This is a genomic window from Streptomyces sp. NBC_00557, from assembly GCF_036345995.1.
In the GTDB taxonomy this organism is placed as follows: Bacteria; Actinomycetota; Actinomycetes; order Streptomycetales; family Streptomycetaceae; genus Streptomyces.
On record NZ_CP107796.1, the window covers coordinates 3,883,147 to 3,895,809 of the forward strand.

A 12,663-nucleotide genomic window follows, 5' to 3' on the forward strand; every position below is an offset into this window, starting at 1 on the left:
CAACGAAAGTGCAACAGCGGGTCATTTCAAGGCCGTTCGCGGCAGTGGACGCTGGGGACATGGACGACGAACTCATCACGGAACGCCGCCCCGTGGCCTTCCCCCAGGTCTTCGGCTACCTGCGCCATGTATCCGGTGGCCTGGCCCGCCACGCGGCGCTCGTCTCCTGTCTCACCGAGTACTGCCGACAGCACGAACTGCGCCTGTGCGGAGTGTTCACGGACCGAGAGGCGACGACTGCCGCCCGGTCTCCCGCCTTCGTCGGCCTCCTCGACGCACTCGAACTGCCCGACACCTATGGCGTCGTGGTTCCCGCCCTCAGCCACCTCGGCCCGAGGCGCGTTGCGACCGACCGACAGCGGCAGATGACGGCGCCAGGCACTCGTCTGATCGTGGTTCGCTCCACCAGGCCGGCAACGGACCCCGCACCCTCCCTCATCGCGAGCCCCGGCCTCCTGCGCCAAGGGGGAACGTGATGTCCCTTCGCGAAGCACTGCGCAGCGCACCTACGGTCAACGACATGCCCAGCCTGCGCCTGCTCCGAGTCGGCGACGGCTGGGACCTCGTACGAACCTCCGCGGACATCGGGTTCCTGGCCCTGGCCCACCTGCGGGCCACCGGCGCGGCGATCGGTCCGGTGCTCTACGACGGGCCCAATGAACGCCTCTACTACGCCGTTGGAACCGGCACCGCCGAAAGGTGGGGCGAACTGCCGGTACGGCATCTGTCCACCAACTCTTGGCTCGTCGCGCCCAGCCTGGAACAGATCGACGACTGGCTAGGCGGCTGGTGCGAGCTGCCTGACGACGACACCCTCACCGATGCCGACGCCCTCCACGCCGCGCTCCAGCACCCCTATGTCAGTGCCGCTCTGAAGGAGGTGGGCCGGTGAGTGTCCGAGCAGTCGTGTGCCCCAAGGAATGGACGCTCCAGCCCGACCGTGAGCCCGACGCCGAGCCCGCAACCTATGCGATGCAGTGCTCGGTCTGTGGTGACAACTCGCCGCCCAGCGTCGACTTCGCCGAACCCCAGAGCTGGGTGTTCGAGCACGGAGGCCGCAACCCCTCGCATCACACATACCGGGAGATCATCACGCGGCCGTGGCGGGCATGGTGGAAGCCCTGATGGGCCGCACCGTGAGCCGACTGGCCCGCTACACGGGCCCGCTGCTGATCATGCTGCTCTCCGCCTCATGCGGCTTCGTGATTGGCGTGACGGTCGCCACATCTCCGGCCCATCCCTGAGTTCCCGTCCCTGCCGGACGTAGCCGATCGAGACGTTCCCCCACTCCGAGAAGCCCTGGCAGGGGCGGGCTGCAAACCCCGCCCCGGGCGGATCAGCCGCCCGAGCCCATGGACAGGTCGAGCGCCGTCCGGGGCGGGTCCGCAATGCACCTCATCTCTCACACCAGGAGGAACCAATGCCGAACAGCACCACCACCGCCCCGACGGCCGGTCCGGTCCGGCCGGGCCTGGTCAAGGCCCGTCGCAGGATCCAGGCCGCCCGCGAGCGCGGCGTCACCCCGTCCGACGGCGGCAGCACCGGCCGTACCGACGGCAACGACTGATCCGGGAGGAAACGCGTTGTCGCCGCTGAACCTGGCGGCTCACCTGGGCCAGGACGAGTTCCTGGCCCAGGTGCTCCACCGCCACCACCGCCACGTCCCGGCCGCCATCACCAACCCCGGCAGCCTGATCACATGGGACGACGTCAACACCATCCTGGCCACCCACCGCCTGGAACCGCCCCGCTTCCGCCTCTCCGCAGACGGCGAGATGCTGCCCGCCCACCGCTACACCGCCCCGGTCACCACCCGCCGGCACACCGTCTGGCACCGCCTGCACCCAAGCGAACTGCACGCCCGCCTCGCCGAGGGCGCCTCCCTGGTCATCGACGCCGTCGACGAACTCCACCCGCCCGTCGGCCGCGCCGCGATGGAGCTGGAGCACTGGCTGCGCACCGGAGTGCAGACCAACCTGTACGCCTCATGGACCGCCCGCGAGGGCTTCGGCGTGCACTGGGACGACCACGAGGTGATCGTCATCCAGATCGACGGCGCCAAACGCTGGAAGCTGTACGGCCCCACCCGCACCGCTCCTATGTACAAGGACACCGACGAGCCCGAACCACCGCCGGAGCAGCCGATCACGGAGCTGGTCCTGCGCCCGGGTGACCTGCTCTACCTTCCGCGCGGCTGGTGGCACTCGGTGGCCGCCTCCGAAGGCGAACACTCCCTCCACCTCACCTTCGGCATCCAGAGCGCCACCGGCGCCCAGCTCCTGTCCTGGCTCGCCGATGACCTGCGCCGCCACGACGTCCTGCGCGAGGACCTGCCCGTCCACGCACCAGCCACCCAGCAGACGGCCTACCTTGAACGGCTGCGCAAGGAAGTCACCACCGCCCTGGAAAACTCGGATCTCGTCGACCGGTACACGGCGATGCGCGACGGCACCGACCTCACCCGTCTGCGGCCGAGCCTGCCCCACATCACCGGCATCCCCGCAGACCCGGACCTCCGCATCAGGCTGACCACCACACGATCTCGCCTGGAACCTGCGGCCAACACGGACAGCGTGATCTTCCGAGCCTGCGACAACGAGTGGGAGATGGCTGAGGAAGTCCGGCCCCTCCTCCAGCACCTGCTGTCCGCCGCACCCAGCACCGTGTCCCTCGGCGAACTGGCCACAGCAACCGGCCTGCCAGTCGCAGAGATCGCTGCCATCGCCTCGGAGCTGAAGGACGGCCAAGCGATCACAGTGGAAGGAGACGGGCGATGAGGACAGCGGCTCTGGGGCTGGGCACGTATCGCATCCGCCCTTCCGTACTGAACGAAGCCGTCGTCCGCGCAGCCACCAGCCCGGCCGACGCGTGGATCGACACAGCGCCCAACTACCTCGACGGCCGGGCCCAGTCGCTGCTCGCCCCCGCGCTCGCCCGGCACCCGATCCCGGTTTCGACCAAGGTCGGATTCCTGACCGCTCAGGCCACCAAGGATGCCCTTTCCGACAGGGCCCTCACCCTCGAGGACGCAGAACGCGGCCACTGCCTGAGCACCCCGTACGTCCACTGGCAGTGCGCCCTCAACCGCACCGAACTCGGCCGCGACCGCCTCGACCTCGTCTTCGCCCACAACCCCGAGCACTCCGCCAGCGACCCGTACGAAGCCCTGCGCGCCGCCTTCACCGCCCTCGAAGCAGAAGCAGCGGTCGGCACCCTGACCGCCTACGGCGTCGCCACCTGGGACGGCTTCGACACCGGCACCCTGGCCATCCCCGCCCTGCACCAATTGGCCTCCGAAGCCGCCGGCACGGAACACCACCACCTGAGAGCCATCCAACTGCCCGTATCCCTGGTCACCGCAACCGCGTTCACCCAAGCTCTGGGCGAGGAGGGCCCCATCGCTCAGGCGGCGGAACTCGGATGGCAGGTGTACGCCTCAGCGCCTCTGTTCGGCGGCGAGCTGCCGCGCCTGGTCACCCTCGAACTCTCCGCACTTCTGGCCCCGCACCTCACCACGGCCCAGGCATGCCTGCTGGCGGCGGCATCATGCCCCGGAGTGACACGGATTCTGCTCTCCGCCTCCACCCCGGCACACTGGGCCGAAGCCCAAGCCGCCCTACGAAGCCCGGCCATTCCGACCCCCACGCTGCGAAAGGTGCTGGATGTACTCGCCGCCACCTGACCTCACGGATCAGCAGCGCATGCGCAGAGCCTTCACTCGGTCTGCGGAGACACTGGGTGTAACGATCGCCGGCCCCGAGTTCTGGGGCTGGCACGGCCGCACCCTCAGCAGCCGTACCGAGCACCCAGGACGGGGCGCCTGCTGGCTGAGGCTGCTCTCCGCACCGCAGGACAAGGGGGCTGGGAAAATCTGGGAGGGCAACCGCCATGCGGCCGCAGTCTTCGACGGACGCGTTCACAAACCCCTGCTGCACGACATCACACAGTCAAACAGCGACGGTTACGCCTACCGTGCCGAGCTGCACGAGTACGTCACCGAACGTGTCTGCTCCCCTAGCCCGGTCCTGCGCGCAGCCTTGGCCCCGCCAACCTCCTGGTGGGAGTCCCTCCGCGCGGACCTCGACCACGTACATGCTGCCCCCACGGACCGCGTGGCCGTACGGCAGGAGTGGGTGGACCGCACCGTCCCACGCTTCCTCGACATTCCTGGCCCCCGTATCACGGACTGGGCGACCGCCCACGGAGACCTGCACACCGCCAACCTGACGACCACCACCCCCTACCTGCTCGACTGGGAAGGCTTTGGCCTGGCACCGGTCGGCTATGACGTCGCCATGCTGCTGGCCTACTCCCTGCTCACCCCCGCCTTCGCCCACCGAGTCCGCGATAACTTCCCCGTACTCAAGACGGAGCCCGGGCGCATCGCCCAAATCATCGTTATCACCGAGCTACTGCAATCGGCATCACGCGGTGATCACCCCGAACTCGTCCCGGTGCTCCGCCTTCTGGCAACGGAACTGTCCTAGCGCACCACGATGCCCTGGTGCGCTAGGGCCCCGAAAAGTACAAGGTGCGTCCACGCCCTCGCCTACACCGGGCATCAGTCTGGCCGCGCAGGCCCGCGCCGACAAGGCCGTCGCCGCCTGATCCCGGGCCCTGACTCAAGAGGAGTTCGTGCACACCGCCGTGAGCGCCCTTCACCGCTACCTCGCGGGCGGTCCTCAGGTCTCACTCGACCATCCGCGTCGCCCCCGGGGATAGCCCAAACGTAGCCCGCCCCGAGGCCCTGGCCAGCGACCTGAACCGTCTGCGAACGTCCTCCAGCCTTGCTGGCAGCGCTGTGCCAGGCGGGTCCCCATTGGGGAGCGCTGCCCCTCCTCGACGACAGCGGCGCTTGCCGATCAGAGCCGACGACTCACCCTGAACCGTGCGGGGATGGCTCGACGACCTCGCACTTCTCGTTGATGTCCATGTGGTGAGCCTCATAGCAATGCCTGCCACGAGAAATTGGCAATCTACACCGCTCGACCTAAATAAAAACATAGCAGGCAATATTCGAATCAAAATGATCAATAGATGCCACCTTTCGTCATTAACAGGGCAATGCGATACCCCGCCGCAACGAAGAAGCTAGAGTATTCATTCCTTTCATGAATTTATTGAATGCGGGGAAGCGATGCTCGACGCTGGAAATGGAAATCACACTTTTCCGACTCCTCGCAAATGGACTCAGCGATCCAGCTCCATCCCGTGGGTCCCAGGGAACGTAGAGCAAATGATCGAGAACCTGCACAGTCTGCTACTTGACATCAATGGTGACGAGGTGCTGGAGAGGCCGTTCACGTGGCCCGTCGGCGGGGTAAGGACGACAATCAAGGCAGCCGTCCACAGCCTCGGCTCCTGCGGACTCATCGCTAAGAAGGGTGACACACTACATCTGACCAACGAAGCCCGCATTTTCCTCGACCTCAAGGATAGCAACTACCTAATTGCAACGTTTCACGCCAATGTACGCTTCGTTGGGGAGATGCTGCGCGAGATCGGCCCAGGGAAGAGCCACACCGATCTAAACGTGGCAGCTGCTACGTCTTATGGGCTGAAGTGGAACACCCTCGACCAAGTGCGTCGACGTTCTAGTTGGTTTCGCGCTGCCGGCCTTGCCGAATTGTGGAGTCACAATCAGGTAGTTCTGACTGATCTGGGAAATTCACTGTGTACCAAGCTTCATTTGGCGCAGACTAATGAGATCCCGGGATTCTCCAACATCTATCAGGACGCGCCCGAGCTAAAACCTGCAGGGCCTCTTGTACTCGCAGAACTAGGTAGACATGACCAGGGCACACTGGCAACCCGTAAACCCCAGTGGGGATACCTCGCCGGTGGTTGCTCGCTGGAGAATATCCGCTTTCTCACCGACCTGGCATCACCCCAGACCACCAAAGACGACTATGTTCGACAGTGCGTCGAGCAACTTGCAGTCAAGGAGTCATCAGCCGAGCAGACTCTTTGGACCCTCAGGGCCTTGGATCTCCTTGAGCAGATCGGCATGCACACCTTCGCGCCGACAGCTCTAGCCACCGAATGGATTACCTCAGGGAACCCAGTTGACCTGGTGCGCATCCTTCACGCCAAAGTGACACTGGTTGGCGAAATCCTATCTGGCCTACGCGAGGAAACGGAAACCGGGGCACTTCTGCGTTGGCTGACCACCAATTTTCCTAACCACCGCCTGTCCCGTGCAGAATTGACTCGGCGACTTGCACTCTTGAGCGATACGGAACTCATCGAGCGAATCGGTCATACGAGATATCGGATCACTCCGCTGGGTGAGCTATTCCACGACTCCGTTCCCCTCCTGGAACGGAAGAATGTCTCCTCTTCATCGCCTCATGGGCCCTCACGCGAGCAAGCGCCTGACGCTATGGAGGATGATCTCGTCGTACATGCGGCAGAAGTCCTCAGGTCATCTTGCGACAGCGCCAATCCTCGCAGTTTCGAGGACGCCATTGAAGCTTCTTTCAATCTTTTGGGGCTCGAAGTCGAACGGCACGGCGGCCCTGGAAAAACCGATTTGGTCTTGACGTTCTGGATTTCACCGACGAGGCGGTGTCGTGTAATCGTCGAGGTCAAGACGGATTCGGCTGGCACAATCCACGAAAATGATATCAAGTTCGACGCTTTGGAGGACCATCGAAAGAAACACAAGGCGGAACGCGTAATTGTAGTGGGTCCGGGATTCGGGGGCCGCCTTCCCCAATGGGCGAAAAGTAAATGCATCCCCCTGGTCTCCGCCAGTGACATCGCAGACTGGCTCAGTCGTTCGGTGCACACTCGCCTCTTTCCGCAAGAATTGTTCAACCTTATCTTCTCCGATTCAGCAGAGTCAATGTGGACCGCCGCCACACGGAGCCTTGAGGCCATCAGTCAGGTCTCCGATGCGCTCTGGGAAAGTGGAAACGACAAAAATGACATTGCCTTCAACGAAGGCGCACTGACTAATCGCGACATCTGGCGCATGAGCAAGGGAAGCGAGAGAGTCCCTCTTAGCCCTGATGAGATCGAGAATGCCCTCGACCTTCTGGCTAACCCGCTAATCGCAGCCTCCATTAAAGCAAAGAACGGCGAATACACATCGACGGCTGCGCCTCAACTTGTCGCTGCCCGTCTGCGCACCTTCGCCAACGTTCTTGAAAGCGGCCTCCCTTCAGCCACCAAGTTTTCCGTCCCCGACAGTCGGGTGTGCCCCCCTGAGACAGAAGAACCCGCTGCACAGAATCCCGCCAGTGCCACGCTTGATGTTACTCCGGAGAAAGTACGACGATGGGCTAAGTCCAGCGGGCGTCCTGTCAGTTCCAGGGGGCGCCTACCGAACAGTCTCATCGCCGAGTACCTGGCCAGTGTCGTAAATGACGGCTGATAGCAATCAACCAGCTGTGCGCCCTTCCAGCGTCCCGCGCGCAGCGGTCGATGGTGCCGTTCCACTTTTCGTGTCAGGATGGGCAAGTCGTTTCGCCTAGGAGGCAGAGGACAGCACTCGCAGCAGGCTAAACCCGTCCATCGTGCCGTCGCCCGGCCCAGCAGCCAAAGCTGTCGCGGGCGTGTGCATCTGCCAAGCCAATGTGTAGCGGCAATTCATGCCCGAGGGACAGCACCACAACGGACCAGTTGCGTCTCCGCAGAGAATCCCTGTGCAGGCTCGTGCCCAACGCGTGCCCATAAGACCGGGTAACCACGGTGAACAGCGGTACAGAACCAGCCCATGCCACCGTACTAGATGCGACGTACCCCCAGGTCATAGCAGTGTCGGCCTCGAAGCGCCGTCGCTTCCCAAGCTGAGAGCGCGAGTTCGATTCTCGTCACCCGCTCTTCTTGAAGCCCCAGGTCAGTGGCCTGGGGCTTGTTTATTGATGAGCCGTCCCTGCGTTTAGCGGGCCTCCCGCCGTCGACGATTGGGCACGCGGAGGGCACGAGTTCTGAGGCGGCAAGCCGCCCGCATCGCAACACGGCGCTGACCTGCTCTTTGACGTAGCTGAGCGAGAGGTTCGCACGGTCTTGAGCCCTCAGCCCGCCCTTCCCGGACAACACCGGGCACCCGCCCCACACCGCACCTCGCAGTGGGTGGATTCAAATCTTTTGCGGAGGCGGTCACTTGACCGCGAAGGAGCCCGCATCAGAGCGGAAGGTCGCCAGGGAGTACCCGAGCGGCCTCCTGCCCGCTTCGATTGTCGGCCTCACGCAGCGTGACCAAGCTCGCCGACGTTACCGGCGATGCCGTACCTGCAGACGACGACCACCCTGGCCGCGGGCGACCACGTCACGGACGGCGGGGTGGAGGACATCCTGGGCAGAGCAGGGCTCATGTGCAGGGGCCTGGCCGCCTCCGCTGAGCCAGGCCCGTCCGTTGACGCCTCAGCACGGTGCGTGGTCAGGTCCGTCCCTGCCGTAGATGGCGGGAAGCGGCGAGGCAGGAGGACAGCCATGTCGCCTCCTCGCGGTTGATGATCAGGTCCGCAACGGTGATCATCCCGTCCATCGGGCCGTCGAGCCGAATCGAGTGGTCACCGACGAGGAACATCTTCCAGTCCGCGTCGCTGTGCCAGAGCCGAGCGGTTTTCTCACCCCGACGCTGGGCGAACACGAGTTCCTCTCCGTACTCGTTCATGAAGTATCCGACGTAGTCCTTGTCGGTGATCTCACCGCCGCACAAGCGGGCCAGGAGCGGTTCGATCGCGGGTGTGTCGGTCATGCGGCGGACTCCTCGTCCGGGCCGGGGTCTGCGTCCTGCCGTGCCGATGACAGAGCCAGCATGCGAGAGGCTGAATCCAGCAGGGTCTCGTATGTGATCACTTCTATGCGCGCCTGGTGTGTGTTGTAGGTTCGCAGCGTCTCCGCGATCTCCTGGGAGGTGACGTCCCCGGTCACGTAGCGTGAGTGTCCGATCACGACGGTCGCCGACGCCCGGCGGGTGTCGACTCCGTGCTCGGCCAGGATGCTCGGGCGGTTCTCGTCCATGGCCCGGAGGTAGTTCTGCGCCTGGGAGACCGCGCGGTGCGCCGGGGCGCCCAACATGAGGTGGCCGGAGCGTCGTACAACCAGGTCCTTGATGTTGGCGCGCTTGAGCTCCACCACGTGCAGGGAGCCGTCGCCGCGCAGGAGCGGGATGTCAAGGATGGCGTCCGGGGTGTACTGCCGGCGTGCCAGCTCGGCCACGTAGGCCCCGCCGAAGATCCATTCCTGGTTCTTCAGACAGCCATGGAGGGCACTCTCGGAGCTGCCCGGATCCTCCACCGCGGTACGCAGGGCCGCCAGGCCGACCTGCCTGGCCCGCAGTTCGAGTAACTGGGCCAGCATGCCGGCATCGACATCAGCCAGGACGTCGCTCATCATCCGGGCGGCCTCGGCGGAGGCGGGCCGGGGCAGGTTGCGGAGCACCATCTCCATGTGTCCGTATTCCTGGAGTCGCCTCGCCTCCTTGGTGGAGAGCCGGATACCGCCCTCGCCGTCCCCGAGGCCCAGGTAGTCGACGGACTGGGCTATGCCGCGAAAGAGGTCACGGGCGTCGGCGGCGCTTGCGCCGGGCTTGTCGCGGCACAGGACGTCAAGGGCGGCGACCGCCCTGTCCGCACCCAGTGCGGCCATCCTGCGCATGTGTTTCTCGCTGCGCTGTCGGGCTTCGTCGTCGTAGTAGTTCTCAAGGATGTCAAGGAACAGTTCGCCTCCGGCATAGGCGGCGAAGCGCTGAAAGCGCTGGGCGAATGCGAAGTCGCCTTGGAGGATGGCCTCTTGGGCCACGTCCTCCAAGGCGTTCACCAGCGGCCTGCCCTTGCCGTACGTCCCACCGAAGCCGCCCATGATGTGCAGCACCGCATCGACGCGCTCCCGGACGCGCGCGTCCTCAGTCAGTTCCCGTGCCGTCTGGACGAGTTTCCAGAGCGTGAAGCCGGATCGAAATGTCGTCACGCGGGCACACTAAGGCCGGCCACTGACAATCACGCGCCAGCAGTCTCTGTGCACGTGCGAAGGCGTTCCCCGACTGGACGTCCGACCGAGTCCGGCTCGACACCGTGCTCGTCCGAGAACGCACCGTGACCAGCAGTCTTCGCGCGCCGTGCCCATAGCGTGCCCGTAAGAGCGGACAACCACGGTCAACAGCGGTGCGATCCGACCCGCACGACCGGCCGAGTAAATGCCATCTGCGCAGGTCATAGACCTAGTGACCAGTCCAGCGCCGTCGCTTCCCAAGCTGAGAGCGCGAGTTCGATTCTCGTCACCCGCTCCAGAGTGAAGGCCCAGGTCAGAGACCTGGACCTTGTTTGTGCGATTGATCAGCAAGCTCACCGGCGCGCAGAAGCCACAGCTTCCGGCAGGTCGCGTAGTACCGCATCGCGCAGCGCCGTCGGCGCATCTCGGAGCCAAAGGCACGCCCGGAACGTCTCAAGACCGGGTCCGGCCAGGCTGGACCGCAGCCGGCGCCACCGGTCCGTCGTATCACCAGGGCAGAGGTTCAGGGCGGCGGTCCCACCACCATCCGTGGGACGAGGCGGCGCCCTCCGCCGGAAGAAGCTCCTTGCGGAGCAGACCGCCGGTGTCATCGACTGTCAGCTCGGCGAAGAGGGCGTCCAGAGGCGCAAGAGAGTCCCGGAGCAAGACAGTAAGGTCCTGCGGGAGTCGAGTGCGGACTTGCTCCAGTTCGTCGCGCACTTCGAGGCGTTCACCGTAGAGGTCCGAGGGATACCAAGCGGAAGGCGCCCACGCGGCTTCCATCTGGCGGACGAGTTTTTCCCACGCACCGAGGCGATCGCTCGCCGTCCAGGCCGGCGATCCCAAGGTGCCGGCCTCGTCCGGGTGCATGCGTCGCAGGTACGCGGCGAAGGCGTCGGCGAGTGGCGTTGCGATCTTCAGTTCGCGGACCACTTCCGGAATCCGGGCCACCGTGACATGCGGCAGTCGGCCGACGGGATCCTCCACCCGGTCGATCGTGTAACGAGGTCCGTCGTCGGAACCGTACAGGCGTGCTCGCGTGACCAGACCGTCTTCCCCGGCCAGCCAGTACGCACTCGGCGGCGCTTCTTCGGCGGGGAAGAGAACCACGGTGTCTGCCGCCCGGGCGAAGACGGACGCCAGGTCGCGCTCGCTGGGTTGCGGTTGCACGGACTCCTGGACATAGATGTCCAGGGACGCGGACACGTCACCCAGCACCGTGACCTTGTCGCAGAACACCAAGGCATCCCAGTTGCGCAGCTCCTGGTCAGTGTCCTCGTCAGCGACGTCGATCTCCTGCACACGGACGTTCAGACACTGCGCAAGTACCGCAGGGGCAACGTCGACGCTCAAAGGCTCTACGGTGAGGAAGTTGTACGTCATGACGGATAGGTCCCGTTGTAGATGTCCAAGGCCTTCTGCACGGCCTGTGGGTTGTTCACGAAGCGCGGGGCACGGGTCAGCTGCGGGGCCGCACTGATGTCGCCCTTGGCCTTGACGATCTGCTGGAGCGCGGCGTACTCGTTCCGGTCGAGCTTGACGATGCCCTTCGTTGTCATGGCCCAGGCCGTACGGCCAGAAGCTGCCCGGTTCCGACGGCTCGGCCATGAGCGGCCGGCTCTCCCGTGTCGGGTACGAGTACAGGTCGGCGGGCGGGAGCGTCGCCCACCGGTACGTCGCGCTGCGGCGCGGCCGGTGCAGTGCGCCCGCTCGCCCAGCAGTGCACCGCGGGCAGCGATGTCTCCCCGGTAGGCCGAAGGCACCGAGGCGGACAGTACCCGCAAGTTCAGCGGGACAACCAGGTCAGCACCGCTGTCGTCAGGAACACGACGACCGCCGCCAGCCAGACCGTCAGGGGCGTCGGCCCCGAAGACCTGACCGGCGCCCACTCCTCTCCCTCCCGTGACAGCAGCGCGTCCGCGAACGCCTGTGCCGTCTGCGGTCGTTCGTCAGGGTCAACGGACAGCGCGGCGCGAAGCAGTGCTTCGATGCCGTCCGGAACCCCCAGCTCCCTGGGAAGGGACGGCAACGACGTCGTCGACGCCTGCTGCGTCACAAGGACGGTGCGACCGCCCGACCCGAACGGCTTGCGTCCGGTCAGCAACTCGAACGCGACGACACCGAGGGCGTACACATCGGCCCGGCCGTCGAACCCGCCTGTCTGGAAGGCCTGTTCGGGCGCCATGTACGCGGGAGTGCCGGTGGTGACTGTCAGCCCCGACGCGTCGGCCAGTCGCTTCGCGCTGCCGAGGTCCGCGACAAGTACGGCGGCAGGCGTGCGGCCGGTGTCGAGCAGGAGGTTCGACGGCTTGATGTCGCGGTGGACGACGCCCGCGTCATGGAGCACCTGAACCGCGTACCCGGCCTCGGCCGCGAGCCGGAGCGCCTCCGCGGCCCGGCAGTGCCCCGTCTTCTCGGCCAGCGTGCCGCCTCGGACGTAGTCCATGACGAAGTACGGCCGGTCGTCCTGGACGCCGACGTCGTGAACGCGCACGACACGTGGGCTGGAGATCCTGCGGAGCAGCCTCGCCTCCGCCAGGAAGCGCTGCCGTACATCGGCGTTCGACGCCCAGTTGTCGGCCAGCACCTTGACCGCGACATCGGTGTCGAGCTCGGGGTCGTATGCCTTCCAGACGGTGGCGAACGAACCGGCTCCCAGCCTGTCCTCGAGGAGATAACGACCTAGCTTCTGCATGTGGCAACATTTTTCCCGGGGCGATG

The 12,663-nt window shown here is 65.3% G+C and carries 14 protein-coding genes; 9 read left to right on the top strand and 5 right to left on the bottom strand.

All coding sequences use genetic code 11. The features are described 5' to 3' along the window. The first annotated feature begins 59 nt into the window (after positions 1-59). The 9 genes from OG956_RS16655 (at position 60) to OG956_RS16695 (ending at position 7,378) form a co-directional block, all read left to right on the top strand. Positions 60-476, top strand: coding sequence for a recombinase family protein (locus OG956_RS16655; RefSeq protein ID WP_330338760.1), 417 nt, complete (start codon positions 60-62; stop codon positions 474-476). A gap of 44 nt (positions 477-520) precedes the next feature. After that, positions 521-892 carry a hypothetical protein gene (locus OG956_RS16660; RefSeq protein WP_330338761.1) on the top strand — a complete coding sequence of 124 codons (372 nt, stop codon included), beginning with the start codon at positions 521-523 and terminating at the stop codon, positions 890-892. After that, positions 889-1,125: a DUF7848 domain-containing protein gene (locus OG956_RS16665; protein WP_330338762.1), complete on the top strand. Its 237-nt coding sequence runs from the start codon at positions 889-891 to the stop codon at positions 1,123-1,125. Before OG956_RS16660 ends, OG956_RS16665 begins: the two co-directional genes overlap by 4 nt. Beyond that, positions 1,110-1,244, top strand: coding sequence for a hypothetical protein (locus tag OG956_RS16670; protein ID WP_330338763.1), 135 nt, complete (start codon positions 1,110-1,112; stop codon positions 1,242-1,244). The genes OG956_RS16665 and OG956_RS16670 overlap by 16 nt, the downstream gene beginning before the upstream one ends. Positions 1,245-1,420: 176 nt before the next feature. Then, a complete protein-coding gene (locus OG956_RS16675) occupies positions 1,421-1,567 on the top strand; it encodes a hypothetical protein (RefSeq protein WP_330338764.1) in 147 nt (48 codons plus the stop codon). A gap of 16 nt (positions 1,568-1,583) precedes the next feature. Next, a complete protein-coding gene (locus tag OG956_RS16680) occupies positions 1,584-2,777 on the top strand; it encodes a cupin domain-containing protein (RefSeq protein WP_330338765.1) in 1,194 nt (397 codons plus the stop codon). Further along, the gene (locus tag OG956_RS16685) at positions 2,774-3,682 is read left to right on the top strand and encodes an aldo/keto reductase (RefSeq protein ID WP_330338766.1); all 909 of its coding nucleotides are present in this window, start codon (positions 2,774-2,776) and stop codon (positions 3,680-3,682) included. Before OG956_RS16680 ends, OG956_RS16685 begins: the two co-directional genes overlap by 4 nt. A 19-nt stretch (positions 3,683-3,701) precedes the next feature. Next, on the top strand, positions 3,702-4,487 hold the full coding sequence (locus OG956_RS16690; RefSeq protein ID WP_330342863.1) for a phosphotransferase family protein: 786 nt from the start codon (positions 3,702-3,704) through the stop codon (positions 4,485-4,487). A 749-nt stretch (positions 4,488-5,236) separates the two neighbouring features. Next, positions 5,237-7,378 carry an Lsr2 family DNA-binding protein gene (locus OG956_RS16695; protein WP_330338767.1) on the top strand — a complete coding sequence of 714 codons (2,142 nt, stop codon included), beginning with the start codon at positions 5,237-5,239 and terminating at the stop codon, positions 7,376-7,378. A gap of 1,008 nt (positions 7,379-8,386) precedes the next feature. Here OG956_RS16695 and OG956_RS16700 read toward each other — a convergent pair. From OG956_RS16700 to OG956_RS16720, 5 genes are all read right to left on the bottom strand, one after another. Next, positions 8,387-8,707, bottom strand: a complete 321-nt coding sequence (locus tag OG956_RS16700) for a hypothetical protein (protein WP_330338768.1) — start codon at positions 8,705-8,707, stop codon at positions 8,387-8,389. Then, on the bottom strand, positions 8,704-9,921 hold the full coding sequence (locus OG956_RS16705) for a Shedu anti-phage system protein SduA domain-containing protein (RefSeq protein ID WP_330338769.1): 1,218 nt from the start codon (positions 9,919-9,921) through the stop codon (positions 8,704-8,706). Before OG956_RS16705 ends, OG956_RS16700 begins: the two co-directional genes overlap by 4 nt. A 528-nt stretch (positions 9,922-10,449) precedes the next feature. Next, positions 10,450-11,325 carry a hypothetical protein gene (locus OG956_RS16710; RefSeq protein ID WP_330338770.1) on the bottom strand — a complete coding sequence of 292 codons (876 nt, stop codon included), beginning with the start codon at positions 11,323-11,325 and terminating at the stop codon, positions 10,450-10,452. Next, entirely contained in the window at positions 11,322-11,501 is a 180-nt protein-coding gene (locus tag OG956_RS16715) for a hypothetical protein (RefSeq protein ID WP_330338771.1), read from the bottom strand. The genes OG956_RS16710 and OG956_RS16715 overlap by 4 nt, the downstream gene beginning before the upstream one ends. Before the next feature lie 227 nt (positions 11,502-11,728). Continuing rightward, positions 11,729-12,637 (bottom strand): serine/threonine-protein kinase, encoded by a 909-nt coding sequence (locus OG956_RS16720; protein ID WP_330338772.1) that lies wholly within the window; start codon positions 12,635-12,637, stop codon positions 11,729-11,731. Between the last annotated feature and the right edge of the window lie 26 nt (positions 12,638-12,663).

Bases quoted from the DNA above. Each gene is read 5' to 3' on its own strand.
- OG956_RS16655 (WP_330338760.1), top strand. From the start codon at position 60: ATGGACGACGAACTCATCACGGAACGCCGCCCCGTGGCCTTCCCCCAG.
- OG956_RS16660 (WP_330338761.1), top strand. From the start codon at position 521: ATGCCCAGCCTGCGCCTGCTCCGAGTCGGCGACGGCTGGGACCTCGTA.
- OG956_RS16670 (WP_330338763.1), top strand. From the start codon at position 1,110: ATGGTGGAAGCCCTGATGGGCCGCACCGTGAGCCGACTGGCCCGCTAC.
- OG956_RS16675 (WP_330338764.1), top strand. From the start codon at position 1,421: ATGCCGAACAGCACCACCACCGCCCCGACGGCCGGTCCGGTCCGGCCG.
- OG956_RS16685 (WP_330338766.1), top strand. From the start codon at position 2,774: ATGAGGACAGCGGCTCTGGGGCTGGGCACGTATCGCATCCGCCCTTCC.
- OG956_RS16690 (WP_330342863.1), top strand. From the start codon at position 3,702: ATGCGCAGAGCCTTCACTCGGTCTGCGGAGACACTGGGTGTAACGATC.
- OG956_RS16695 (WP_330338767.1), top strand. From the start codon at position 5,237: ATGATCGAGAACCTGCACAGTCTGCTACTTGACATCAATGGTGACGAG.
- OG956_RS16700 (WP_330338768.1), bottom strand. From the start codon at position 8,707: ATGACCGACACACCCGCGATCGAACCGCTCCTGGCCCGCTTGTGCGGC.
- OG956_RS16710 (WP_330338770.1), bottom strand. From the start codon at position 11,325: ATGACGTACAACTTCCTCACCGTAGAGCCTTTGAGCGTCGACGTTGCC.
- OG956_RS16715 (WP_330338771.1), bottom strand. From the start codon at position 11,501: ATGACAACGAAGGGCATCGTCAAGCTCGACCGGAACGAGTACGCCGCG.
- OG956_RS16720 (WP_330338772.1), bottom strand. From the start codon at position 12,637: ATGCAGAAGCTAGGTCGTTATCTCCTCGAGGACAGGCTGGGAGCCGGT.